Source organism: Brevundimonas mediterranea (assembly GCF_011064825.1).
Lineage (GTDB): Bacteria > Pseudomonadota > Alphaproteobacteria > Caulobacterales > Caulobacteraceae > Brevundimonas > Brevundimonas mediterranea_A.
In genome coordinates this window covers 287,562-310,009 of sequence record NZ_CP048751.1, presented here as the reverse complement: position 1 = coordinate 310,009, position 22,448 = coordinate 287,562, and the positions used below count along the sequence as shown (strand labels likewise).

General features: G+C 67.1%; 20 protein-coding genes. 12 read left to right on the top strand and 8 right to left on the bottom strand.

What is annotated here, in order from left to right; all coding sequences use genetic code 11:
* The first annotated feature begins 23 nt into the window (after positions 1–23).
* Entirely contained in the window at positions 24–1,124 is a 1,101-nt protein-coding gene (locus tag GYM46_RS01540; RefSeq protein ID WP_008260424.1) for an efflux RND transporter periplasmic adaptor subunit, read from the top strand.
* Positions 1,124–4,330, top strand: a complete 3,207-nt coding sequence (locus GYM46_RS01535; RefSeq protein WP_040349991.1) for an efflux RND transporter permease subunit — start codon at positions 1,124–1,126, stop codon at positions 4,328–4,330. The genes GYM46_RS01540 and GYM46_RS01535 overlap by 1 nt, the downstream gene beginning before the upstream one ends.
* 4 nt (positions 4,331–4,334) lie before the next feature.
* On the opposite strand, the gene GYM46_RS01530 is transcribed toward GYM46_RS01535, so the two are convergent.
* The gene (locus tag GYM46_RS01530) at positions 4,335–4,853 is read right to left on the bottom strand and encodes a c-type cytochrome (protein ID WP_040349398.1); all 519 of its coding nucleotides are present in this window, start codon (positions 4,851–4,853) and stop codon (positions 4,335–4,337) included.
* 153 nt (positions 4,854–5,006) lie between these two features.
* Here GYM46_RS01530 and GYM46_RS01525 point away from each other — a divergent pair, with 153 nt between their 5' ends.
* From GYM46_RS01525 to GYM46_RS01515, 3 genes are read left to right on the top strand one after another with little or no spacing between them, the layout of a single operon-like run.
* Positions 5,007–5,273 (top strand): FeoA family protein, encoded by a 267-nt coding sequence (locus GYM46_RS01525; RefSeq protein WP_008258842.1) that lies wholly within the window; start codon positions 5,007–5,009, stop codon positions 5,271–5,273.
* Positions 5,273–7,141, top strand: a complete 1,869-nt coding sequence (feoB, locus tag GYM46_RS01520; RefSeq protein WP_008259671.1) for a ferrous iron transporter B — start codon at positions 5,273–5,275, stop codon at positions 7,139–7,141. Before GYM46_RS01525 ends, feoB begins: the two co-directional genes overlap by 1 nt.
* 33 nt (positions 7,142–7,174) lie before the next feature.
* The gene (locus GYM46_RS01515; protein ID WP_008259076.1) at positions 7,175–7,927 is read left to right on the top strand and encodes a prepilin peptidase; all 753 of its coding nucleotides are present in this window, start codon (positions 7,175–7,177) and stop codon (positions 7,925–7,927) included.
* Here GYM46_RS01515 and GYM46_RS01510 read toward each other — a convergent pair.
* Both GYM46_RS01510 and GYM46_RS01505 read right to left on the bottom strand, forming a co-directional pair.
* Complete coding sequence (locus tag GYM46_RS01510; protein WP_008260018.1) at positions 7,924–8,550, bottom strand: TetR/AcrR family transcriptional regulator; 627 nt, start codon at positions 8,548–8,550, stop codon at positions 7,924–7,926. The two genes, GYM46_RS01515 and GYM46_RS01510, sit on opposite strands and share 4 nt — an antisense overlap.
* 151 nt (positions 8,551–8,701) lie before the next feature.
* Positions 8,702–10,183, bottom strand: coding sequence for a D-alanyl-D-alanine carboxypeptidase (locus GYM46_RS01505; RefSeq protein WP_008260554.1), 1,482 nt, complete (start codon positions 10,181–10,183; stop codon positions 8,702–8,704).
* Positions 10,184–10,456: 273 nt separating this feature from the next.
* On the opposite strand from GYM46_RS01505, the gene GYM46_RS01500 reads away from it, so the two are divergent.
* From GYM46_RS01500 to GYM46_RS01475, 6 genes are all read left to right on the top strand, one after another.
* On the top strand, positions 10,457–10,927 hold the full coding sequence (locus tag GYM46_RS01500; protein ID WP_008261352.1) for a phasin family protein: 471 nt from the start codon (positions 10,457–10,459) through the stop codon (positions 10,925–10,927).
* A gap of 169 nt (positions 10,928–11,096) precedes the next feature.
* Positions 11,097–11,426, top strand: coding sequence for an ATP-dependent Clp protease adapter ClpS (clpS, locus tag GYM46_RS01495; protein ID WP_035309618.1), 330 nt, complete (start codon positions 11,097–11,099; stop codon positions 11,424–11,426).
* A 13-nt stretch (positions 11,427–11,439) separates the two neighbouring features.
* Positions 11,440–13,743 (top strand): ATP-dependent Clp protease ATP-binding subunit ClpA, encoded by a 2,304-nt coding sequence (gene clpA / locus GYM46_RS01490; RefSeq protein ID WP_008264041.1) that lies wholly within the window; start codon positions 11,440–11,442, stop codon positions 13,741–13,743.
* A gap of 92 nt (positions 13,744–13,835) precedes the next feature.
* A complete protein-coding gene (locus GYM46_RS01485) occupies positions 13,836–15,521 on the top strand; it encodes a class I SAM-dependent methyltransferase (protein WP_008262082.1) in 1,686 nt (561 codons plus the stop codon).
* A gap of 55 nt (positions 15,522–15,576) precedes the next feature.
* A complete protein-coding gene (locus GYM46_RS01480) occupies positions 15,577–15,900 on the top strand; it encodes an ArsR/SmtB family transcription factor (RefSeq protein ID WP_040349992.1) in 324 nt (107 codons plus the stop codon).
* The gene (locus GYM46_RS01475; RefSeq protein ID WP_008261182.1) at positions 15,897–16,307 is read left to right on the top strand and encodes an SRPBCC family protein; all 411 of its coding nucleotides are present in this window, start codon (positions 15,897–15,899) and stop codon (positions 16,305–16,307) included. The genes GYM46_RS01480 and GYM46_RS01475 overlap by 4 nt, the downstream gene beginning before the upstream one ends.
* 41 nt (positions 16,308–16,348) lie before the next feature.
* Here the strand turns inward: GYM46_RS01475 and GYM46_RS01470 are convergent, their stop codons facing one another.
* Both GYM46_RS01470 and GYM46_RS01465 read right to left on the bottom strand, forming a co-directional pair.
* Positions 16,349–17,497 carry a GNAT family N-acetyltransferase gene (locus GYM46_RS01470; protein WP_008263329.1) on the bottom strand — a complete coding sequence of 383 codons (1,149 nt, stop codon included), beginning with the start codon at positions 17,495–17,497 and terminating at the stop codon, positions 16,349–16,351.
* Positions 17,494–17,952 carry a RidA family protein gene (locus GYM46_RS01465; RefSeq protein WP_008260605.1) on the bottom strand — a complete coding sequence of 153 codons (459 nt, stop codon included), beginning with the start codon at positions 17,950–17,952 and terminating at the stop codon, positions 17,494–17,496. Before GYM46_RS01465 ends, GYM46_RS01470 begins: the two co-directional genes overlap by 4 nt.
* A 104-nt stretch (positions 17,953–18,056) precedes the next feature.
* Here GYM46_RS01465 and GYM46_RS01460 point away from each other — a divergent pair, with 104 nt between their 5' ends.
* A complete protein-coding gene (locus GYM46_RS01460) occupies positions 18,057–18,974 on the top strand; it encodes a hypothetical protein (RefSeq protein WP_008260238.1) in 918 nt (305 codons plus the stop codon).
* A 19-nt stretch (positions 18,975–18,993) separates the two neighbouring features.
* Here the strand turns inward: GYM46_RS01460 and GYM46_RS01455 are convergent, their stop codons facing one another.
* From GYM46_RS01455 to GYM46_RS01445, 3 genes are read right to left on the bottom strand one after another with little or no spacing between them, the layout of a single operon-like run.
* Positions 18,994–19,734, bottom strand: a complete 741-nt coding sequence (locus GYM46_RS01455) for a polysaccharide deacetylase family protein (RefSeq protein ID WP_008260473.1) — start codon at positions 19,732–19,734, stop codon at positions 18,994–18,996.
* Positions 19,735–19,771: 37 nt separating this feature from the next.
* Positions 19,772–21,067 (bottom strand): nicotinate phosphoribosyltransferase, encoded by a 1,296-nt coding sequence (locus GYM46_RS01450; protein ID WP_008262434.1) that lies wholly within the window; start codon positions 21,065–21,067, stop codon positions 19,772–19,774.
* Positions 21,068–21,075: 8 nt separating this feature from the next.
* Positions 21,076–22,338 carry a DNA polymerase IV gene (locus tag GYM46_RS01445; RefSeq protein ID WP_040349402.1) on the bottom strand — a complete coding sequence of 421 codons (1,263 nt, stop codon included), beginning with the start codon at positions 22,336–22,338 and terminating at the stop codon, positions 21,076–21,078.
* Between the last annotated feature and the right edge of the window lie 110 nt (positions 22,339–22,448).

The following is a 22,448-nucleotide window of genomic DNA, read 5'->3' as shown; positions in this document are numbered from 1 at the left end:
CCTCTGAATTGAAAGACCGTTGCGTGATAAAACGCCACTTCTTCCTGATCGCCGCAGCGGTTCTGCTGGGGCTGATGGTGCTTGCCGCTGTGCTGAAAGTCGCTTTCGCAGACGATGATGCGGGCGGCCCGCCAGGCGGGGGACGGCGCGGAGGCCAGCAGGTGTCCGAAGCCACGGTGTCCCAGCGGTCGTTCTCGGATCAGATCCGCGTCCTGGGCGTGGCGCGGGGACAGAGATCGGTCAACATCACCTCGTCCACCACGGAGCTGATCACCCGCGTCCTGTTCACCGACGGCCAGACGGTGTCGGCGGGCGCGCCCCTGGTCGAACTGCAGGCCCGTGAAGAGGATGCGGACATCATCGAGGCCCGCGCCAACGTCGCCCAGGCCCAACGCGAGTATGACCGCTACAAGGCCCTGGCGGATCGGGGGGTCGCCCCTCAGGTGCTGCTTGAACAGGCTGAGACGGCGCTGGAGACGGCGCGCGCCTCGTTGCAGGCGGCGCAGGCGCGTCGCGGCGACCGGGTCATTCGCGCGCCCTTCGCCGGGACCCTGGGCCTGACCACGGTGACGCCGGGCACGCTGATCAATCCGGGCGCCGTCATCGCGACCCTGGACGACACATCGACCATCCGCGTCGACTTCCCTCTGCCTGAGCGGTATCTGGATGTGCTGAAAGCCGGAGCGCCGATCACGGCGACGGCCGACGCCTATGGCGAAACGCCGTTCCAGGGGCGGATCGCCCTGATCGACACGCGCGTGAACGAGACCACCCGCGCCGCCACGGCCCGCGCCGAGTTTCCCAATCCCGGCGGTCGTATCCGCCCCGGCATGCTGCTGCGCGTCGTGGTCCAGCAGGGCCAGCGCCAGGCGCCGGCCGCGCCCGAATCCGCCGTCCAGTACGAAGGGGCGGGCGCCTTCGTCTATCGCATCGCCGCCGGGGCCGAGGGCTCGACCGCTCAGCGGGTCGAGATCGTGGCCGGCGCAGTCGAGAACGGCTTCGTCGAGATCCTTTCGGGCGTGGACGTCGGCGACCGGATCGTCGGTTCGGGCCTGAACCGGATTCAGCCGGGGGCGCCCGTCAGCGTTCCCCGCGCCCAAGGCCAGCGGGCCGCCGCCCGATGATGCTTTCCGATGTCTCGGTCCGGCGTCCGGTCTTCGCGGCGGTCGCCGCCATCGTCCTGTGCGTGATCGGGGCCGCCGCCTTCTTCTTCCTGCCCGTGCGCGAACTGCCGGACGTCGATCCGCCCATCGTCTCGGTCAACACCAGCTACGCCGGCGCCTCGGCCGAGGTGATCGAAAGCCGGATCACCGAGCCGATCGAGCAGCAGATCGCCGGCATCCAGGGCGTCGAACGCATCAACTCGACCAGCCGCGACGGCCGGTCGAACGTGAACATCGAGTTCTCGCTGGACCGCAATATCGACGACGCCGCCAATGACGTGCGCGACCGGGTCAGCCGCGTCGTGGGCCGCCTGCCGGATCAGGCCGACCCGCCGGAAGTGGCCAAGGCGGATTCCGACAGCCAGCCCATCATCATCGTCTTCCTGCGCTCGACGACGATGAACCGGCTGCAGCTGACCGACTACGCCGACCGCTATCTGGTGGATCGGATGGCGACGGTGCCGGGCGTGGCCCAGGTCAACATCTATGGCGAGCAACGCTATTCGATGCGCATCTGGCTGGATTCCGCCGCCATGGCCGCGCGCGGTCTGACGGTCAACGACGTCGAGACGGCCCTGACCAGCCAGAACGTCGAACTGCCCGCCGGCTCGCTGGAATCGACCGACAAGGACTACACCGTCCGGGTGGCCCGCACCTACGCCCGGCCTGACGATTTCCGCCAACTGCCCATCGGCACGCGGGGGTCCGCCTCCGCCTCGGCCGCCGTGGCGACCGGCGCGGGCAGCGGCTCTTCCGCCATCATCCAGGGTCAGCCGACCTATGTGACCCGCCTGGGCGACATCGCCCGGGTCGAGGAGGCGCCCGAGGAGCCGCGTCGTCTCTTCCGCGGCAACAGCATGGACCAGATCGGTCTGGCGGTGACCCGCCAGGCCCAGTCGAACGACCTGGCCATCTCGGACGGCGTCCACAAGATGATCGACGAGATCCGGCCCAGCCTGCCGCCGGGCGTGACGCTGGAGATCGGGTCGGACAACTCCGTCTTCACCTCACACGCCATCGACGAGGTCTGGATCACCATCGGCATCTCCATGGCCCTGGTGGCCCTGGTCAACTTCATCTTCCTGGGCAGCCTGCGCGCCGCCCTGATCCCGTCCATCGTGGCGCCCATCTGTCTGCTGGCGACCTTCATCGTCCTGGCGCCCCTGGGCTTCTCGTTGAACCTGCTGACCCTGCTGGCCCTGGTTCTGGCCATCGGCCTGGTCGTCGATGACGCCATCGTGGTGGTCGAGAACATCCAGCGTCGTCTGGACCATGGCGAGCCGCCGCTGGTCGCGGCCGAACGGGGCGCGCGCCAGGTCTTCTTCGCCGTCGTGGCCACGACCATCGTCCTGTTGTCGGTGTTCGCGCCCCTGCTGTTCCTGCCGGGCTATGTCGGACGGCTGTTCGTCGAGCTTGCAGCCGCCATCGCGGCGGCGGTGGCCTTCTCGGCCTTCCTGGCGCTGAGCCTGTCGCCGATGCTGGCGTCCAAGATCCTGAAGCCGGCGCATGGCGGCGGCTGGGTCGCGCGCCGGGTCGATTGGGGCATGGACCGACTGAAGACCTCCTATGGCCGGTCGCTGGACATGCTGCTGGGCAAGCGGATCGCCGTCATCGGCGTCGGCGCCCTGATCGTCCTGGTGGCGGCCGGAGCCGGGGGCATCTTCCTGGTCCTGCCCAATGAGCTGGTGCCGGATGAAGATCGAGGCAGGGTCTCGGTGCGTGTCGCCGGACCGGAGGGCGCAGGCTTCGACTATACCCGCAAGATCATGATGGGGCTGGAACCCCTGCTGGCCGAATACAAGAACAGTGGCGAGGCGGATTCCTATCTGGTGTCGGCGCCCGGCTTCGGCGGCGGCAGTTTCAACACGGGTAATGGCGTCCTGGTCCTGTCCGACTGGTCCAAGCGCGACCGCACCGCCGCCGAGATCGCCCAGGAACTGAACGGCAAGCTGCGCGGCCAGACAGACGCCCAGGTCAACGCCTCAACCCCCGGCGCCTTCCAGCGGGGGGGCGGCAACTCCAACTCGGTCGAACTGATCGCCACCGGGACCGACTACCAGCAGATCTACAACTGGCTTCAGCCCCTGCTGGCGGCGGCCCAGGCCAACCCCGGTTTCTCGCGTCCGCGCCTGAATTACGAACCCAATTCGCCGCGTCTGCTGGTCGATGTCGATCCGCAGAAGGCCGCGGCGCTGGGCGTCTCGTCCCAGTCCATCGGGCGGACGCTGGAGACCATGTTCGGGTCGCGCACCGCCACCACCTATATCAAGGGCGGTCAGGAGTATGACGTCATCCTGCAGACCGACCGGGACAACCGCCGCGAAGTGGCGGATCTGGAAGCGCTCTATGTCGCGACCGGTGCGGGCCAGCTGGTGCCTCTGTCGGCGGTGGTGACGACCAAGACCTCGGGCGACACGCCGGATCGCCGGCGTCTGGATCGCCAGCGGGCCATCTCGCTTCAGGCCGATCTGAACCCCGGCATGACCATCGACGATGCGATCCAGTTCCTCAGCGCCGAGGCGGCCAAACAGCCGACGGGCGGGGTGATCACCCAGTGGGGCGGCGCCGCACGCGATCAGCAGGAGGCGGGCGGCGCTGTGCTGGCGGCCTTCGGCCTGGCGCTGTTGCTGGTCTTCCTGGTGCTGGCGGCCCAGTTCGAGAGCTGGATCACTCCGGCGGTCATCATGCTGACGGTGCCGCTGGCGGCGGCGGGCGGCCTGTTCGGCCTGCTGATGGCGGGGTCCAGCCTGAACATCTACAGCCAGATCGGCCTGATCATCCTGATCGGGGTGGCGGCCAAGAACGGCATCCTGATCGTCGAATTCGCCAACCAGCTGCGCGACCAGGGCCGGTCGATCCGCGAGGCGATCATCGAGTCGGCGTCGCTTCGCCTGCGGCCGATCATCATGACCTCCATCGCCACCGCCTTCGGCGCCCTGCCGCTGGTGCTGTGGCAGGGCGCGGGCGCCGGCAGCCGTCAGACCATCGGCGTGGTGATCTTCACCGGCGCCATCTTCGCCACCGTCCTGACCCTGTTCGTCGTGCCGGTGATCTATGGCGTGCTGGCGCGCTTCACCAAGTCGCCGGAATGGACCGCCCGCAAGATCGCGGAGTGGGAGGCCCAGGAAATGCGCGAGGGCGGCCCCAAACCCATCGAAGAGGGCTGAAGGATCAGGAGGCGGGCGCCGCCGGGCTCGGGGGCTTATAGCCCGTCTCCACCTTCAGGAAGGCGATGACGTCGCGGCGGTCCGTTGCATCGGGCAGACCGGGATAGTTCATCTTGTTGCCCGGCAGGAAGGTCTTCGGATTCTGCAGCCAGTGGTCCAGCTTTTCGGCGTCCCAGGTGAATTCAGCCGTGCGCATGACGTTGGAATAGTTGAAACGCGGGCGATCCCCCGCCTTGCGCCCGAACACGCCGTGCAGGTTCGGTCCCGCCAGATCCGGCCCGTCCTGCCCGACGGTGTGGCATGAGCGGCAGCGGGCGAAGACGCGACGACCATTGGCCAGGTCTCCGGCGTTATACGGTGCGGGCAGGGCGGCCAGAAGACTGGCCTTTTCGGCATCCGTGGCGACGCGCGCCGGCTTGGCGGCCGGTCGGCCCTCCTCGCCCGTCTTGCTGGGCTGATCGCCCGGGCCGCAGGCGGCAAGCGCCAGAATCAAGGGAACGGCGAGGGGGGTGAGACGGCTCATCAAGGGCTCCAGTTTTTGCGCGACATAGGGAAAACTCCGGACGCGGCAATTGGTCAAGCTGTCCTGCTGGACGGATGGGGCGCGCACCTGATAATCAGTGTCAAAGAAACGCGGAGTCGCCGGGGGGCGGCGTCCGCCCGTGCGAGTCTAGATTTGACCGATACCATAAAGCTGAGCCAGGCCCGCCGCGGCGATCAGGGCGTGATCACCCAGGTGGGCGCCCATTGTCACCACCAGGGCGAGGCGGTTGAACTGGAACGCCGCCTGCTTGAACTGGGCTTCGTCGAGGGCGCGCACGTCGAACTGCTGCACGAAGGCCTGTTCGGTCGCGATCCCATCGCGATCAAGGTGGATGACATGCGCGTGGCCCTGCGCCGCCACGAGGCCGCCAGTCTGACGATCAGGCTGGACGCCGCCTGATGGACATGGCCCTGAAGACCGCCCGCGTCGCCCTGGTCGGCAATCCCAACAGCGGCAAGACGGCCCTGTTCAACGCCCTGACCGGCGCCCACCAGAAGGTCGCCAACTACGCCGGGGTCACGGTGGAGCGGAAGGAGGGGCTGATCCGCGCCGCCTCCGGCCGGACCATGTCGGTGCTGGACCTGCCCGGCACCTATTCGCTGCGCGCCCGCAGTCCCGACGAGGAAGTCACCCGCGACGCGGTCCTGGGCCGCCTGGCCGGTGAAACCCCGCCGGATGTGGTGGTCTGCGTGGCCGACGCCACCAATCTGCGCCTGATCCTGCGCCTGGTCCTGGAGCTGAAGGCCGTCGGCCGGCCCATGGTCCTGGCCTTGAACATGTACGACATCGCCCAGCGTCAGGGCCTGCGGATTGATCTGGAAAAACTGGGCGCCGAACTGGGCGTGCCGATCATCACCACGGTCGCGACGCGCAAGCGCGGCATCGACGATCTGATCGCCGCCGTCGAGACCCAGGTCGATGTCGCCGCCGCCAGCGAGAACCAGTGGCGCAGTCCCGACGCGACCGAGCTGCGCACCGCCGCCCGCGAGGCGGAACGGATCATGAAGGCCTGCGTGCGCCCGCCCGAGCGGCCGGACACTCTCACAGGGCGGATCGACAGCGTCCTGCTGCATCCGCTGGGCGGCATGATCATTCTGATGATCATCCTGTTCGCCATGTTCCAGGCCGTGTTCAGCTGGGCCGCGCCCCTGATGGACGGGATCGAGGGGATCGTCGGATGGCTGGGCGCCGGCGTGGCCGCGCTCATTCCCGACGGCCTGCTGCAAAGTCTGATTGTCGACGGGATCATCTCGGGGGTCGGCAGCGTGCTGGTCTTCCTGCCGCAGATCCTGATCCTGTTCCTGTTCATCATCGCCCTGGAAGACTTCGGCTATATGGCGCGCGCCGCCTTCCTGATGGACAAGATCATGGGCGGGGCGGGGCTGCACGGCCGGGCCTTCATCCCGCTGTTGTCCAGCTTCGCCTGCGCCATTCCCGGCATCATGGCGGCGCGGGTGATCGATTCGAAGCGCGACCGCCTGACCACCATACTGGTCGCGCCGCTGATGACCTGTTCGGCGCGGATTCCGGTCTATACCCTGATCATCGCGGCCTTCATTCCCAACGAGACCGTCTGGGGCTTCGTCAATCTGCAAGGCCTGGTGATGTTCGGCCTCTACGCCGCGGGCATCGTCAGCGCCCTGCTGGTGTCGCTGGTGATCCGCAAGGTCTTCTGGCGCGGGGCTGTGGAGCCCTTCATGATGGAGCTGCCCACCTACAAGGTTCCGGATTTCAAGAGCGTCGTCTTCAACCTTTGGATTCGCGCCAAGATCTTCGTCAACCGCGCCGGCCGGATCATCCTGCCGCTGGTGATCATCCTGTGGGTTCTGGCGACCTTCCCCTATCCGCCCGAGAACGCGACCATGCCGGACATCGACTATTCGTTCGCCGGCATGATCGGGCGGGCGCTGGAGCCGATCTTCGCGCCCATCGGCTTCAACTGGCAGATGGTCGTGGCCCTGATCCCCGGCATGGCGGCGCGCGAGGTGGCGGTGGCGGCCCTGGGCACGACCTACGCCATCGCCGACGCCGAGAATGCGACCGGGCTTCTGGCCTCGACCCTGTCGTCGCAATGGTCGCTGGCGACGGCCCTGTCCTTCCTGGCCTGGTACATCTTCGCGCCCCAGTGCGTGGCGACCCTGGGCGTGGTGAAGCGCGAGACCAATTCGCTGAAATGGACCTGGATCATGATCGGCTACATGTTCGGTCTGGCCTATCTGGCGTCCTTCGTGACCTATCATGTGGCGGTGGCGCTCGGGGGCGGCTAAGCGGGGGCGGTTCCTAACCGACTGGACCCCGAGATGAGCCCTGCCGTCGCCGCCGTCGTCCTGGGCCTGCTGGGCCTGATCATCGGCAGCTTCCTGGCGGCGGTCAGCGTGCGCCTTCCGCGTGACGAGGATATCGTGGCCGCGCGGTCGCGCTGCATGGGCTGTGACCAGACCCTGCGGCCGTGGGAACTGGTTCCCCTGTTCAGCTGGCTTGTACTGCGTGGGCGGTGCGCGCGGTGCGACGCGGCCATCTCGCCGCGCTATCCGCTGATCGAGCTGGGGGCCGCCGGGATCGGCGTCTGGGCGGGCTTCAGCGGGTCGTCGTGGCTGATGGTCGCCGCGACCGCCGTCCTGGGCTGGCAACTGCTGTTGATCGCCATTATCGACGCCGAGAATTTCTGGCTGCCCGATGTCCTGACCTGGCCGTTGGCGGCCACAGGCCTGATCGCCGCGGCCCTGATCGACCGGGATTCGGTCCTGACGCACCTGATCGGGGCGGCGGTCGGGTTTGGCGGTCTTTGGCTGGTCGGCTGGCTGTACAAGGCGGTCCGCAAGCGCGACGGCCTGGGCGGCGGCGACCCCTTCCTGTTCGCGGGCGCGGGCGCCTGGATCGGTTGGTTGGGCCTGCCCAGCGTGCTGCTGTGGGCCTCGGCCGTCGGTCTCAGCCTGGTGTTCGGCATGCTGGTGGTGCGCCGTTCGGTCAGCGCAACGCAGAAACTGCCGTTCGGCGTCTTCCTGGCCGTCGGGATCTGGCTGACCTGGCTGTACGGGCCGCTCGGGTTCTAGCGCCCGGTCGTCAGCTTGACGATGATGATGGCCGCCGTGTCCAGAATGGCCTCAGGCGTATCGGCCCGGCGCAGCAGGTCGAAGCTGGCGGCGGTCGATTCGGCGATGGAGGCGATCTGGTACGAGGCCAGGCGCGGGCTGTAATCCTTGGGATGCAAGCCTGCGGCATGGGCCTGGGCGACGCGGCGTTCGATCGCCAGGTGCAGGCGGCGCAGGCGACGCACCCGGCTCTCGACGAAGGCGGCCTCGCCGTTGTCGGCCAGCATGTGCTCGACCCGCAGCACCTGACCGTGATCGCGCCAGATGGCCATGACGTCCAGTATGAAGGCCCGGCCGATGGCGAAGGCCTTTTCGCCCGGCCAATCCGCCTGGAAATAGGCGGCCAGGCCCTGGAAATCCGTCGCCGCCGCCTCGCACAGGGCCAGGACCGGCTCTTCGACCGTCTTGAAATAGGTGTAGAAGTTGGACGGGGACACCCCGGCGGCCGAGGCGAGGTCCGCCACGCGGATTTCGCCATAGTGCCGCTCGTTCAGCAGGGCGCGGGTCGCGTCGAGGATCGCCTGGCGCGTGCGACCGCCCCGCGCGCCGATCTTGTGCCCCAGCTTGTTGGTCGTGTCGGCCATGTCCTCGATGGTCGGAAACTGAACGGGGTCGTGCGCGGAGGTATGACCCGCGAGATTCGCTCAGATAAGAAGAATGAACGTCGTTCTAAGACAGTTCAGGGTATTGGAACCTCGCCGGAAAGACCAGCGCAGACGGCGATCTCGTCGCATTTCAGTCGGGACGGATGACCATGCAGGTGACGCGCCGTTCCGACAGGGCGTCGCACGCGGCCTTGGCGGTGTCTTCGGTCAGGCCTGTGAAGCGTGAACGGTACCAGTCGCCGGCCGTCTGAACATTACGCTCGGCGCTGGCGAACTGGGCGCGGAAACGGCGGTTGACCTCGGCCAGCCAGTCGGTCGCGACCTTCTCGTCGCGGAAGGCGCCGACCTGCACCGCCCAGCGGCCGGACGGGCGAGCGGCGGCGCGAGCCGGTTCGCGGGCGGGCGGGGGCGCGGCGCGGCGCGGCGTGGTCGAGGGCGCGACGGCGGCCCCGGACGGCGCGCCGTTCAGGGCGGCGGTGACATTGGCGGGCGCGCGACGGGTCGGGACGGTCGGCTGGGCTTGAGCCTGGGCCTGGGCGGCGGCGCGCTGACTGGCGGCGGCGCTGCGTTCCGATGGCGAGGGCGTGATCCGGGTCGGCAGAGCGGCGGGCGCCGGAGCCGCCGTGTAGGCGACGGCGCTCGACTCGGCCCCGATGCCGTCTTCGTCATTGCCGATGGAGGCATAGGCGACGGGCGCGCTGGGCGACAGGGACTCGCCGCCGACGCCGAAGCCGCGTTGTTCGAAGAAGGCCTGGGCGATCTGGATGTTTTCGCCCTGGCTGCGACGACGCTCGACCTCGAAGCCGGTGTCCATCAGTTCGGCGACGTGGGCGTTGCGGCTGGCGCTGGAGCGGCCGCCCAGGACGACGGTGATCAGCCGACGGCCGTCGCGCACCGCCGAGGCGGCCAGATTATAGCCCGAGGCGTTGGTGTAGCCGGTCTTCATGCCGTCGTAGCCGTTTCCGGTCGGCAGCAGGCCGTTGGTGTTGCGATAGCTGCGACCGTTGTAGGCCCAGTCGTGCAGCCCGAAGTATTTATAATACTGTGGGAAATCACGCATGATGGCGCGAGCCAGGATCGCCTGGTCGCGGGCCGAGGTCGTCTGGCGTGCGTCGGGCAGGCCGTTGGCGGTGAAATAGCGCGTCTGGGTCATGCCCAGCTGTTGCGCCTTTGCGGTCATCAGGGTGGCGAAGCGCGATTCCGAGCCGCCGATATGCTCGGCGATGGCCACGGCCATATCGTTGGCCGAACGCACCGCAGTGGCCCGCATGGCGTCGTCCAGGGTGATGGTCTGGCCTGCGCCCAGCCCGAGTTTCGACGGGGGTTGCGCCGCTGCTTGCTGCGAGACCGTGAGGACGTCGTCGGCATGGACCTTGCCCTGAGACAGGGCCTCGAACGTCAGGTACAGCGTCATCATCTTGGTCAGGGACGCCGGATATCGGCGGCTGTCGGCGTGGCGCGAGAACAGCACCTCGCCCGACGCGGCGTCGATGACGATGGCGGCGTAGCGACTGTTTTCCTGCGACTGGGCCTCGATAGGCCTGACGTTCGCCCCAAGGACGAGCGAAAGCGCGAGAACGGCGAAAAGGCCACGACGGAGAAAGGCGATCATGGGCGGTTACGACCCTCGGTGAGCAGGGTGCGACAGGCCCCCCGGCCGACGCGATTAAAGGACTAGCATAGGAACTGGGGGTTTCATGGTGGTTAACCGGCCGTCAACGCGAATTTGAAGTGTCGAACCAGGTTATCGCCGTTCATATGCTGCGTTGCACAAAAATCTTGAATCGCCTTCGCACTTGCAGCATAACGGTCGCGGGCCAGTTCATCCGACGCCCCGATTTCGCCGTGCCTATTTCCCCCTCTTCCTTCCTCTGGAGACACGATCATGGCTGACAGCGCCGAAACCGTGAAGAAGACCGTCGAACAAACCGCCGCCAAGGCGAAGGCCCAGGCCGCCGAGTTCCAGGCCGCCGGCGCCAACGCCTTCCGTGAAGGCATCGAGAAGTCGGTGGCTTCGCTGGGCGAACTGAACGCTCACAGCAAGAAGAACCTCGACGCCATGGTCGAGTCGGCCACGGTGGCCCAGAAGGGCGCCGAAGCCCTGTCGCAACAGGCGCTCGGCTTCGCCAAGTCCGCCTGGGAAGACGGCGTCGCCGCCAGCAAGGAACTGTCGACCGCCCGTTCGGTGCAGGAGTTCTTCGAGCTTCAGACCAACTGGGCCAAGAAGTCCATGGAACGCTACATGTCTGAAATGACCCGGACGAACGAGATCGTCACCGCAACGGTCAAGGACAGCCTCAAGCCGATCAACGAGCGCGTCACCGCCTCGGTCGAGACCTTCCAGGCCGCCCGCTGATTTCGCGGCGATCCTGAACGGATTCGAAAGGCCCCGGGGTTCGCCCCGGGGTTTTTTCGTTCTGGGACCGTGGTTTGCGCTTCACGAAACCTGTGACTGGACGCCGCTTCAATTCAGGCCATCATTCCCTATCTGATAGAGAAGACGACTCCCCGATTACGGAACACGAATGCCCATACAAAGGCCCGGTGAAAACGGGGGAGGCGCAGGCGCCGCCACCGTCACCGAAACAAAGCCGAAGCTTCAGAAGCCCTCGCTCTATCGAGTGCTGATCCTGAACGACGATTATTCGCCGATGGAATTCGTCGTCTATGTGCTGGAGCGGTTCTTCCAGAAGAGCCGGGAAGAAGCCACCCGCATCATGCTGCATGTGCATCAGCATGGCGTGGGCGTTTGCGGCGTCTTCACCTACGAGGTCGCCGAGACCAAGGTCGCGCAGGTCATCGAGACCGCGCGCCGCCACCAGCACCCTCTGCAATGCACGATGGAAAAGGACTGAGAGGAGCCTCCCTATGCCTTCATTTTCCCGTCCTCTCGAAGAAACCCTGCATCGCGCAGTCGGCTACGCCAATGCGCGCAGGCACGAGTATGCGACGCTCGAGCACCTGCTGCTCGCGCTGATCGACGATCCCGACGCGACCGCGGTCATGAGCGCCTGCAATGTCGATCTGACCGCGCTCAAGGCCGCGCTGACGCTCTATGTCGATAATGATCTCGCCGCCCTCGCCACGTCCGATGGGGAGGAAGCCAAGCCGACCGCCGGTTTCCAGCGCGTGATCCAGCGCGCCGTGATTCACGTCCAGTCGTCCGGGCGCGAGGAAGTGTCCGGCGCAAACGTGCTGGTCGCCATCTTCTCCGAGCGCGAGAGCCACGCCGCCTATTTCCTGCAGGAGCAGGACATGACGCGGTATGACGCGGTCAACTTCATCGCCCACGGCATCGCCAAGAAGGCGGGCGCCAGCGAGACCCGTCCGGCCAAGGGCTCTTCACCCGAAGAGGCGGAGGACCAGTCGGCCGTCAAATCCGGCGGCGAGGCGCTGCAGGCCTATTGCGTCGACCTCAACGAGAAGTCGCGCCAGGGCAAGGTCGATCCGCTGATCGGGCGCCAGGCCGAGGTCGAACGCTCGATCCAGATCCTGTGCCGCCGCACCAAGAACAACCCGCTGCTGGTCGGCGACCCCGGCGTCGGCAAGACCGCCATCGCCGAAGGCCTGGCCCGCAAGATCGTCAACGGCGAGGTGCCTGACGTCCTGAAGGACGCCACCATCTATTCGCTGGACATGGGCGCCCTGCTGGCCGGCACTCGCTATCGCGGCGACTTCGAGGAGCGGCTGAAGCAGGTGGTCAAGGAGCTGGAAAGCCACGACAACGCCGTGCTCTTCATCGACGAGATCCACACGGTGATCGGCGCCGGCGCGACGTCGGGCGGGGCCATGGACGCCTCCAACCTGCTGAAGCCGGCCCTGGCCTCGGGGTCGCTGCGGTGCATGGGGTCGACGACCTACAAGGAATATCGCCAGCACTTCGAGAAGGACCGCGCCCTGGTGCGTCGCTTCCAGAAGATCGACGTCAACGAGCCGACGGTCGAGGACACGGTGAAGATCCTGAAGGGTCTGAAGACCTATTACGAGCAGCACCACAAGGTCCGCTACACCGACAGCGCCATCCGCACCGCGGTGGATCTGTCGGCCCGCTACATGACCGACCGCAAGCTGCCGGACAAGGCGATCGACGTGATCGATGAGGCCGGGGCGTCGCAGATGCTGGTGGTCGAATCCAAGCGCAAGAAGGTCATCGGTCAAAAGGAGATCGAGGCCGTCATCGCCAAGATGGCCCGGATCCCGGCCAAGTCGGTGTCCAAATCCGACACCGAAAGCCTGCGCGAACTGGAGGTCGATCTGAAACGGGCCGTCTTCGGTCAGGAACAGGCCATCGAACAGGTTTCGGCGGCGATGAAGCTGGCGCGGGCGGGTCTGCGCGACCCGAACAAGCCGATCGGCAGCTTCCTGTTCAGCGGTCCGACCGGCGTCGGCAAGACCGAGGTGGCCAAACAGCTGGCTTCGACCCTGGGCATCGAGATGCAGAGGTTCGACATGTCGGAGTACATGGAGCGCCATACGGTCAGCCGTCTGATCGGGGCGCCTCCCGGTTATGTCGGCCATGACCAGGGCGGTCTGCTGACCGACGCCGTCGATCAGCATCCGCATTCGGTGGTGCTGCTGGACGAGATCGAGAAGGCGCACCCGGATGTCTACAACATCCTGTTGCAGGTGATGGACAACGGCATGCTGACCGATGCGGTCGGCAAGAAGGTCGATTTCAGGAACGTCATCCTGATCATGACCACCAACGCCGGCGCCGCCGACAACGCACGGGCCTCGATCGGCTTCGGCCGCGGCAAGGTCGAGGGCGAGGACGACAAGGCCATCCAGCGCCTGTTCGCGCCGGAGTTCAGGAACCGCCTGGACGCCATCGTGGCCTTCAAGCCGCTGCAGGCCGACACGATCCGCTCGGTGGTGACCAAGTTCATCCTTCAGCTGGAAGCCCAGCTGGCGGACCGGAACATCACCATCGAACTGACCGACGAGGCGGCCGACTGGCTGGCCAAGAACGGCTTCGACGAACTGTACGGCGCGCGTCCGCTGGCGCGGGTCATCCAGGACTCGATCAAGAAGCCGCTGGCCGACGACATCCTGTTCGGGCGTCTGACGCGCGGCGGGCACGTCAAGGTCCAGTTGAAGGACGGCAAGATCGACTTCGACATCAAGAGCGCCGGCGGCGTGGCGGTGAAGTCGGAGGAAGAAGAGACGGCCTGATCGGGCCTGATCGACGACGAATGGGAGGTCCGGGCGGAGACGCCCGGGCCTTTTTTCATGCGCGGAGCGCACGGCGGCGGCATACTGGGCCGATGGGGCAGGTTGAACAGATTGAAGAGGCGGGGGCTTTGCTCGCCCAGGCGGAGGGGCGGCTGGCGGACGGGGACCTGCACGGCGCCTTTGCGGCCTACAAGGCGTGCCTGAAGGCGGCGCCCAATTTTGCGCCCGGACTTGCGGGCATGGGTCTGTTCCTGGCCGAGCACGGCGATCCCGGAACGGCGGCCCAACTGTTGAGCCAGGCGATGGCGGAGGGGGATGCGGCGGTGCGGTTGCGGGTCGCGCCGGCGTTCGCGCGCCTGCTGGAAGGGCTAAAGCCCAGCGCCTGGGATCCGGCGCTGGACCGCGATCTGCTCGTTTGTCTGTGCTCGCCCACCGTAGATCCGCAGACCCTGGCGCGCGTCACGGCGGAGACCCTGTTGTTGAAACAGGCCCGGTTCGACGGAACGGCGGCGACGCTGGATGCCATGGGGCGCGACCCCTTGTGGCTAGCCTTCCTGTCGCGCTGTGTGAACGTCAGCGCCGCCATGGAGATGCGGCTCAATGCGGTGCGGACGGCGGTGGTCGAGGCGGGAACAGGGGCGGGGGACGCACGCGATACTCCCATCGGAGACCTGGTCGCCGCCCTGGGGATCAGCGGCTTCGCATCCGAATATGTTGCACAGGTACGGGCAACTGATGGCGCGGTCGCCATGCTGTCCCGGTCGCCCACCCTGTCAGAAGCGACGGCCTTGGGGGAGGGCGAACTCAAGGCGCAACTGATCCGCCGCGCCATCGACGAGCCCGCGCGGGAGCGTACTCTGGCCCAGTCCGTGCCAGCCTTGACGCCCGACGGCGCCGACGCCATTTCCGAAGCGGTCAAGGATCAGTACGAGGCCAACCCCTATCCGCGCTGGTCAGCGCCCCCCGCGCCCACGCCGCGAAGACTCTCAGATGCGATCGCGGCCCTGCCGGGGCTTGATGGCAAGGCCTTCGCCGGTCGTGCGGAGACAGTGCTGGTCGCGGGGTGCGGCACAGGGTTCGAGCCTATCGACATGGCGCGGATGGACCCTTCGCTGGCGATCACCGCCATGGACCTGAGCCGCGCCAGCCTGGCCCACGGCATGCGGGTGGCGGAAGACCTCGGGCTGACGCGGGTTCAGTTCGTCCAGGGCGACATCCTGGCGTTGGACAAGGTGCGAGCGCGGTTCGACGTCGTCACCAGCACGGGCGTACTCCACCATATGGCGCGGCCCGAGGACGGGCTGGCGCGGCTGGCGGGCGTCTTGCGGCCCGGTGGCGTGGTGCGGCTGGGCCTCTACAGCGAGCGGGCGCGGGCGGTGGTGCGGGCGGCACATCAGCTGATCCGGGCGCGGGGCTGGACGCCGGTCGAGGCGGACATCCGGGCGTTTCGCGCCCATGTTCTGGCCCTGCCCGACGGGGAGCCCTTGGCCGCGCTGAAGGAGAGCGCCGACTTCTACAGCCTCAGCGGCTGTCGCGACCTGGTCTTCCATGTTCAGGAGCATCGCTACACGCCGCCGGAACTGGGCAGGCTGATCGCTGGGGCAGGGCTGCGGTTGGTGGGTTTCGAAGCTTCACCTGAGGCGAGGGCTGCCTTCAACTCGGCGTTTGGGGCGGCCGACCCTCTGGATCTGAGCTTGTGGGACACGCTCGAGGCGCGACGCCCCACTCTTTTCCATGGCATGTACCAAGTCTGGGCCCAGGCAGGCGGCGCGCATTGACAAACCATAACCTTGAAGTTATCGGTTAACTCATCACTGTCGCGTTATGGGTTTCATGTCTGCCTCGCACGAACTGCTTTTCACGACCTTGGCTGATCCGACCAGACGCGGACTTTTCGAAAGCCTGTGTCGTGAGGGAGAGCAGACGGTGCACGCGCTTACTGCACAGTCCGGCGTTTCCCAACCTGCAGTCTCAAAACACCTCGGCGTCCTCAAGCAGGCAGGCCTGGTGCGCGATCGTCGCCAAGGACGAGAAACCCATTACAGCGCGCGCGCCGACGCCCTTGCGCCGCTGAACGACTGGACAGGGAGAATGACCGACTTCTGGCGAGGTCGGTTCGACGAGCTCGATAATCTACTCCAGAGGATGGACCAATGACCGAGGTTGCAACCCAAATTCGCTCTGTCGTCATCGAGAGGGAGTTTCCCTATCCGCCGGAGAAGATCTGGCGCGCACTGACGCAGCCCCACCTGATCGCAGAGTGGCTGATGAAGAACGATTTTCAGGCCGAGCTCGGCCACGCCTTCGAGTTTCGCGGAGATTGGGGGGCGGTATCCTGCAAGGTTCTGGAAATCGAACCGAACAGAACCCTGACCTACAGCTGGTCCGCCCATGGCCTTGAAAGCGTGGTGACCTGGACGCTTGCGCCTTCGGCTACGGGCGCGAGTTTGCGAATGGAGCATTCGGGCTTTCAGGACGGCCAAGACCAATTCTATCAGGGCGCAAAGACAGGATGGGCGCATTTTCTCGCTTCGCTCGACCCGGTGCTGGCGCGATTGGACTGAGTTCCGACGCCGGGGCGTCGAATCCGCGCAGGGGGCGGGAATCAGCCATTTCCTTTGAACGGCGACAGTTCCGCGGTCATCTCCAGCCTTTGCGCCTCGACGGCAGGACCTTCACGCCGGAGATAGTCGGCCACCGGACCGCGCAGCGCGGGGTCGGCGATGAAGTGGGCGGAATAGACCGGCGAGGGCAGATAGCCGCGCGCGATCTTGTGCTCACCCTGGGCGCCGGCCTCGACGCGGGACAGGCCGCGCGCAATGGCGAACTCGATGGCCTGATAATAGCAGAGCTCGAAATGCAGGAAGGGCACCTCTTCCAGCGTGCCCCACTGGCGGCCGTACAGGGCGTTGCGGCCGATGAAGTTCAGGGCGCCGGCGATGGGCGTTTCGTCGCGGAAGGCCATGACCAGGGCGATGCGGTCCGCCATCGTCTCACCGACCCGGGTGAAGAAGTCCCGCGTCAGATAAGGCCGGCCCCATTTGCGGTCGCCCGTGTCCATGTAGAAGGCGAAGAAGGCGTCCCAATGGGCCTCGGTGATTTCGGCGCCGGTCAGGACGCGGATGTCGAGATCGGCCTGGGCGTCGCGGCGTTCGCGGCGGATGGTCTTGCGCCGGTTGGCCGACAGGGCGGCCAGGAAGTCGTCGAAGGTCTGATAGCCGTCGTTGCGCCAGATGAACTGGATGTCCTGGCGCGGCAGCAGGCCGGCCTGGGCCATGTCCGTCCACTCGACCTCGGTCGGAAAATTGACGTGCAGGGACGACACCCCCATCCGCTCCACCAGGGTCAGGGCGCCCTGGAGCAGGGCCTGCCGCACCGTCGCGGCGTCTGTGTCGGGATGATTGAGGAAACGCGGCCCGGTCGCCGGGGTGAAGGGCACGGCGCCGAGCAGCTTGGGATAATAGCGGCCGCCGGCGCGCTCATAGGCGTCGGCCCAACTGTGGTCGAAGACGTATTCGCCCTGGCTGTGGCCCTTCAGATAGAGGGGCATGACGCCGAGGACGGCGTTGTCCTCGTCACGCAGGGCTAGGTGGCGCGCCGCCCAGCCTTCCGGCGGGGCCGCGCTGCCGGAGGCCTCGCAGGCGTGCAGAAAGTCGTAGGAGACGAAGGGATCGCCGGTGGGACGCGCGCAGGCGTCCCAGGCCTCGCGGCCGATGTCGGCGATCCCCTCGTGGACCGTGAGGGTGAAGGTCAACGGATCTCCACGATGGCGTCGACCTCGACCGCGAATCCGAGAGGCAACTTGTAGACGCCCACGGCCGAGCGGGCGTGGCGGCCGGCGTCGCCGAACACCTCGACCATCAGGTCCGAGCAGCCGTTGATGACGGCGGGAATGGCCTCGAACTCCGGACCGGCCTGGACGAAGCCGCCCAGTTTCACGATCCGCACCACCCGGTTCAGGTCGCCGTCGCAGGCGGCCTTGATCTGGGCCAGCAGGTTGATCCCGCACAGGCGGGCGGCGGCGTTGGCCTGGTCCGGCGTCACGTCCACGCCGACCGTGCCCTTGACCCCGCCCGAGGCGTCGTTCGACAGCTGGCCCGACACATGGACCATGGCGCCCGTCTGGACAAAGGGCACATAGTTGGCCACCGCCTTGGCGGGTTCCGGCAGGGTGATGCCGAGTTCGGCGATGCGGGCTTCGATGCTCATGGGGGCTCCTTGATCTGGTTGGCGGTTTAGCGCGGCGCAAGGGCGGCGTCACCGGTCGCGTGGCTTTAAAGCTTCGCCAACCGGGCCGTGTCATGGTGTGGCCCATGGATCTGCACCTGACTCCCGACGTCTCCGCCTTCCAGGCCGTTCTGGCGCGGCTGTCGCCCGAGGATCGGGCGCGCGTGGACGCGGCTCTGGAGCCGGCGGCGGTCAGAGCCGCCGAGGCTGCGCCCCACTGGGACTTCGAAATGCCGGCCAAGGCGGTGGACGGCCTGCTGGGGCCGAGCGTGTCGGACGACGTGCGACGCGGCCTGGTCGCGGCCTGGGCCCTGGGTCTGCCGGACCGGGTGAAGGCCATGGCCCTGCCGGCCGAGGTCCTGGCGCTCTACCCTTATTGGATCGACCAGCTCGCCGCCTTTCTGAGCAAGGCCGAGGGGGATTACGACTTCGATCACTGGTCCAAGGATGTGCGCTTTTCCCTGGCGCTCAGCGTGCCGGGGGCCAAGAGCCAGGTGATCGACCTCAGTTCACCGGTCGGTCCGGGACAGATCATCAAACATGTCCGCGAGGGCTGGGGCTTCGGCCCGCTGTTCCGCTATCTGGCGGCGGGGGCGAAACGCGAGCCCTGGCTGGAGGTCCATACCGAGAGCCGCTGGCTGCGCGGCTTCAACGAGGACGGCTGGAACGAGGCCTGGGCCACGGCGGCGGAAATCTGCCGGACGCGGCCGGAGCTGGCGGGGATGATCGGCTCCAGCTGGTTCTATGATCCGCCCCTGACCGAGATCAGCCCGCGCCTGGCGCACCTGCGGCTCAACCCGCTGAAGGGCGGCGCCTTCATGGTTCACCAGGGGCCGGGCGAGATCCATACGGAGCGGGCCGGAACGGCCTCGGCGTCGCGTAAGGCCTTGATCGACAGCGGTGAATACACCGCGCGGTCGTGGCTGATGGTCTGGCCGAGGAAGGAGCTGATCGCCTGGGCGGATCGGCGGAAGATGGAAGAGGCCGCTTCTCATCAAGCGTAGGCGCAAGTGACGGCGGTGGCTAATAGGCCGCCATCGCCCACGCCGCCGCGACCGGCTGTATGTCCAGACCGGCCGCTTTGGCCAGGCGGATCAACCGGTCGATATCCTCAGGGCGGCAGCCGTAGGGGGTGGGAGCGTCGCTGACGTCATGGCCGTAGGCGATCAGCCAGCCCCTAGACGCCGCCGTGTCTGCGACCATCTGTTCCAGATCATAGCCGGGCAGGCGGCGGCTCTCCAGCCCGACAGCCTGCAACAGATTGCGGTCCACGCGGCCGGCGTTGATCCCGTCGCGCACGCCGCGGCCGCAAAGGAAGCGGCGGTCGATCACCGGCTTGGCCCCAAGGGCGCAATCGCCGAACGGATAGGCGAAGCTGAGCATCTGATAGTCGTCCAGACGTTCCGACACCCAGGCGGCGTTTCGGGCCAGGCTGGCGTCCAGTTCGGCGGGCGACAGGGTCAGGGTCGAGACGTGTTCATAGGTATGGCAGCCGACCTCGTGCCCGGCCTCGTGCAGGGCCTGGAGGTGTTCGGTCTCGAACTGCGGCAGGTCCAGATTGCGACCGCCCGACAGGCCGCCGCAGACATAATAGGTGGCCTTGACGCCATGCTCGGCCAGGATCGGCCCGGCCTCGAGCCAGGCCGAGGCGGGGATGTCGTCGAACGACAGGCTGAGGACGCCGCGCGCGGGCTGGATCATCTCCGCGCGGACGTCGAGGTAACGGCCGGCGCGGCGGCGCATCTTGTCGATGAAGGCGTTCATCCCGCCCTTATGGCCGAAAGGGGCTTAAGGCCGGGTTTCAGACGACGACGGGCTGGGCCGTCAGGCCGCGCACGCCGAAGACGCGGCGATAGCGTTCGATCTCGGCCGGATCGCCGACGGCCTTTTCCGGGTTGTCCGACAGTTTGACCGCCGGCCGGCCGCCGGCCTCCGCCACCTTGCAGACCAGGGAGATGGGCTCCAGCTCGGGCGCGAAGGCCGGCGAACAGTCGCGGAAGTCATTGGTCAGATTGGTGCCCCAGCCGAAGCTGAGGCGGACGCGGCCGTGGAAATGGGCGTGGGCGGCTTCGATGCCGTCGATGTCCATGCCGTCCGAGAAGATCAGCAGCTTCTCCTTCGGATCGCGGCCGTGGGCGCGCCACCAGTCGATCAGCCGTTCGCCCGCGGCGATGGGCGGGGCTGAATCGGGACGGAAGCCGGTCCAGTCGGCGACCCAGTCGGGCGCCTGGTCCAGAAAGGCCTCGGTGCCGAAGGCGTCGGGCAGGACGACCAGCAGATTGCCGCCGTAATGTCTGCGCCACTCGTCCAGCACCGCATAGGGGGTCCGGGCCAGGGCCGCGTCGTCGGGCGCCAGGGCGGCCAGGACCATCGGCAGTTCGTGGCCGTTCGTGCCGATGGCCTCAAGATCGTTCTCCATGGCGTGAAGCACATTGGAGGTGCCGATGAAGGCCTGGCCCAGCCCCTCCTTGAGCGCCTGTATGCACCAGCGCTGCCACAGGAAACCGTGGCGACGGCGGGTGCCGAAGTCGGACAGGGCCAGATCGGGCAAGCGCCGCAACCGCTCGACCTTGGACCAGAGCCGGGTCTTGGCGCGGGAGTAGAGGACGTCCATCTCGAACCGGCCCAGCCGCCGCAGACCAACGCGGCAGCGCAGTTCGTTCAGGATCGCCAGGGCCGGAATCTCCCACAGCGTCACCTCGGCCCAAGCGCCCGCGAAGGTCAGGACATACTGGCCGTCCTGAACCGACAGGTCGTAGTCGGGCAGGCGATAGTCGGTCAGCCAGCCGATGAAGTCGGGCGAGAAGATTTGCTTCACGCCATAGAAGCTGTTGCCCGCCAGCCAGACCAGTTCCTTGTTGGTGAAGCCCAGGGTGCGGGCGTGATCCAGTTGTTCGCGCAGGGCGCCAATGTCGATTTCGTCGGCCAGGCGGACGGACCGGGTGCGGTTTATGACCTGGAAGACGACCGGCGTGTCGCGATGCTCGCGCCAGATCATCTGCAGCATCAGCAGCTTGTAGAAGTCGGTGTCCAGCAGGCTGCGGACGATGGGGTCCAGGCGGAAGCCGTGGTCGTAGGCGCGTTTGGCGAGATCCATGCCGCTTCCTAGGGCTTCAACGCCCGCCCCGCCACCACGGCGTCCTTGCCGAATTTTTCGCGCAGGGCGTCGATGGCGCGTTCCGTTTTCAGGGCGCGGGTCTCGGGGGTCTGGAACAGGCCGGCGGGGGCGTCGTCGGCGTCCTGGATGTCGGCCATGCCGATGCCGATCAGCCGGTAGGGCGGACCCAGTTCCGGCTTCAGCAGGTCGCGGCCGGCGGCGAACAGGGCGCGGGCGGTCTGGATCGGGTCGGCCAGGCTGACGCGGCGGGTGATGATCTTGAAATCGCTGCGCCGCAGTTTCAGCACCAGAACGCGGCTGGCGACGCCGTCGCGCCGGGCCTTGGACGCCAGTTTCTCGCACAGGGGCCAGAGCTCGGCCTCCAGCGCCTCCTGAGAGCTCAGGTCTTCGTTGAAGGTCGTTTCGGCGCTCATGCCCTTGCGGTCGCGCTCGGGGTTCACGGCGCGGGCGTCGCGGGCGTGGGCCAGATCATGCAGGCGTAGGCCCGATTCGCCGTAGCGCTTGACCAGGTCACGGAGGTCCGCCTTCGCCAGGTCGCCGATGGTGGCGTAGCCGTCGCTGCGCAGCGCCTTGCCGAACACCGGGCCGACGCCGGGCAGGGCGGTGACGGGGCGCGGCGCCAGAAGAGCCTGGGCGTTGGCGGCGCCGACGACGGAGAAGCCCCGCGGCTTGTCCATCTCCGACGCCATCTTCGCCAGGAAGCGGTTGGGGGCCAAGCCGATGGAGACCGTCAGGCCGGTTTCTTCCTCGATCTGTTTCTGGAAGCGAATCAGCTGGAAGGCGGGCGGACCGCCGTTCAGCCGCTCGGTCCCCGAAAGGTCCACCCAGGCCTCGTCCAGCGACAGCGGCTGGATCAGGGGCGTCAGCCGGCCCAGGGCGCCGAGGATGCGTTCCGATTCGAAGACGTATTTGGCGAAGTTCGGCTTGATCACCACGGCCTCTGGACAGGCCTTCAGCGCCTTGAACATCGGCATGGCGCTGCCGACGCCGTACTGGCGCGCGACATAGCAGGCGGTGGACACCACGCCGCGCTTGCCCCCGCCGACGATGACCGGCTTGTCGCGCAGTTCGGGCCGATCACGCTTCTCCACCGAGGCGTAGAAGGCGTCGCAGTCCATGTGGGCGATGGACAACTGGTTCAGTTCCGGATCGGCGACGAGGCGACGGGAGCCGCACGACGGGCAGCGTCGGTCCGGCGGTCCGGCGGGGTCGGCGCCGGTCCACAGGCAGTCGCGGCAGACGGCCTTCATGGCCACGCTTAAGGTCTCCGTAACCTTGGCTTCACCCCAACTTAAGACTGGGCGCCCACTATTCCACCGCACGAGGCGCCCCGTTGTGAGGGGCCCCGCAGGTCAGGTGA

Excerpts from the sequence above, each read along its gene's own strand:
- GYM46_RS01535 (WP_040349991.1), top strand. The coding sequence starts at position 1,124 with ATGCTTTCCGATGTCTCGGTCCGGCGTCCGGTCTTCGCGGCGGTCGCC.
- GYM46_RS01530 (WP_040349398.1), bottom strand. The coding sequence starts at position 4,853 with ATGAGCCGTCTCACCCCCCTCGCCGTTCCCTTGATTCTGGCGCTTGCC.
- feoB (WP_008259671.1), top strand. The coding sequence starts at position 5,273 with ATGGACATGGCCCTGAAGACCGCCCGCGTCGCCCTGGTCGGCAATCCC.
- GYM46_RS01485 (WP_008262082.1), top strand. The coding sequence starts at position 13,836 with ATGGGGCAGGTTGAACAGATTGAAGAGGCGGGGGCTTTGCTCGCCCAG.
- GYM46_RS01505 (WP_008260554.1), bottom strand. The coding sequence starts at position 10,183 with ATGATCGCCTTTCTCCGTCGTGGCCTTTTCGCCGTTCTCGCGCTTTCG.
- GYM46_RS01480 (WP_040349992.1), top strand. The coding sequence starts at position 15,577 with ATGTCTGCCTCGCACGAACTGCTTTTCACGACCTTGGCTGATCCGACC.
- GYM46_RS01465 (WP_008260605.1), bottom strand. The coding sequence starts at position 17,952 with ATGAGCATCGAAGCCCGCATCGCCGAACTCGGCATCACCCTGCCGGAA.
- GYM46_RS01515 (WP_008259076.1), top strand. The coding sequence starts at position 7,175 with ATGAGCCCTGCCGTCGCCGCCGTCGTCCTGGGCCTGCTGGGCCTGATC.
- GYM46_RS01500 (WP_008261352.1), top strand. The coding sequence starts at position 10,457 with ATGGCTGACAGCGCCGAAACCGTGAAGAAGACCGTCGAACAAACCGCC.
- GYM46_RS01455 (WP_008260473.1), bottom strand. The coding sequence starts at position 19,734 with ATGAACGCCTTCATCGACAAGATGCGCCGCCGCGCCGGCCGTTACCTC.
- clpS (WP_035309618.1), top strand. The coding sequence starts at position 11,097 with ATGCCCATACAAAGGCCCGGTGAAAACGGGGGAGGCGCAGGCGCCGCC.
- GYM46_RS01450 (WP_008262434.1), bottom strand. The coding sequence starts at position 21,067 with ATGGATCTCGCCAAACGCGCCTACGACCACGGCTTCCGCCTGGACCCC.
- GYM46_RS01445 (WP_040349402.1), bottom strand. The coding sequence starts at position 22,338 with ATGAAGGCCGTCTGCCGCGACTGCCTGTGGACCGGCGCCGACCCCGCC.
- clpA (WP_008264041.1), top strand. The coding sequence starts at position 11,440 with ATGCCTTCATTTTCCCGTCCTCTCGAAGAAACCCTGCATCGCGCAGTC.
- GYM46_RS01475 (WP_008261182.1), top strand. The coding sequence starts at position 15,897 with ATGACCGAGGTTGCAACCCAAATTCGCTCTGTCGTCATCGAGAGGGAG.
- GYM46_RS01510 (WP_008260018.1), bottom strand. The coding sequence starts at position 8,550 with ATGGCCGACACGACCAACAAGCTGGGGCACAAGATCGGCGCGCGGGGC.
- GYM46_RS01460 (WP_008260238.1), top strand. The coding sequence starts at position 18,057 with ATGGATCTGCACCTGACTCCCGACGTCTCCGCCTTCCAGGCCGTTCTG.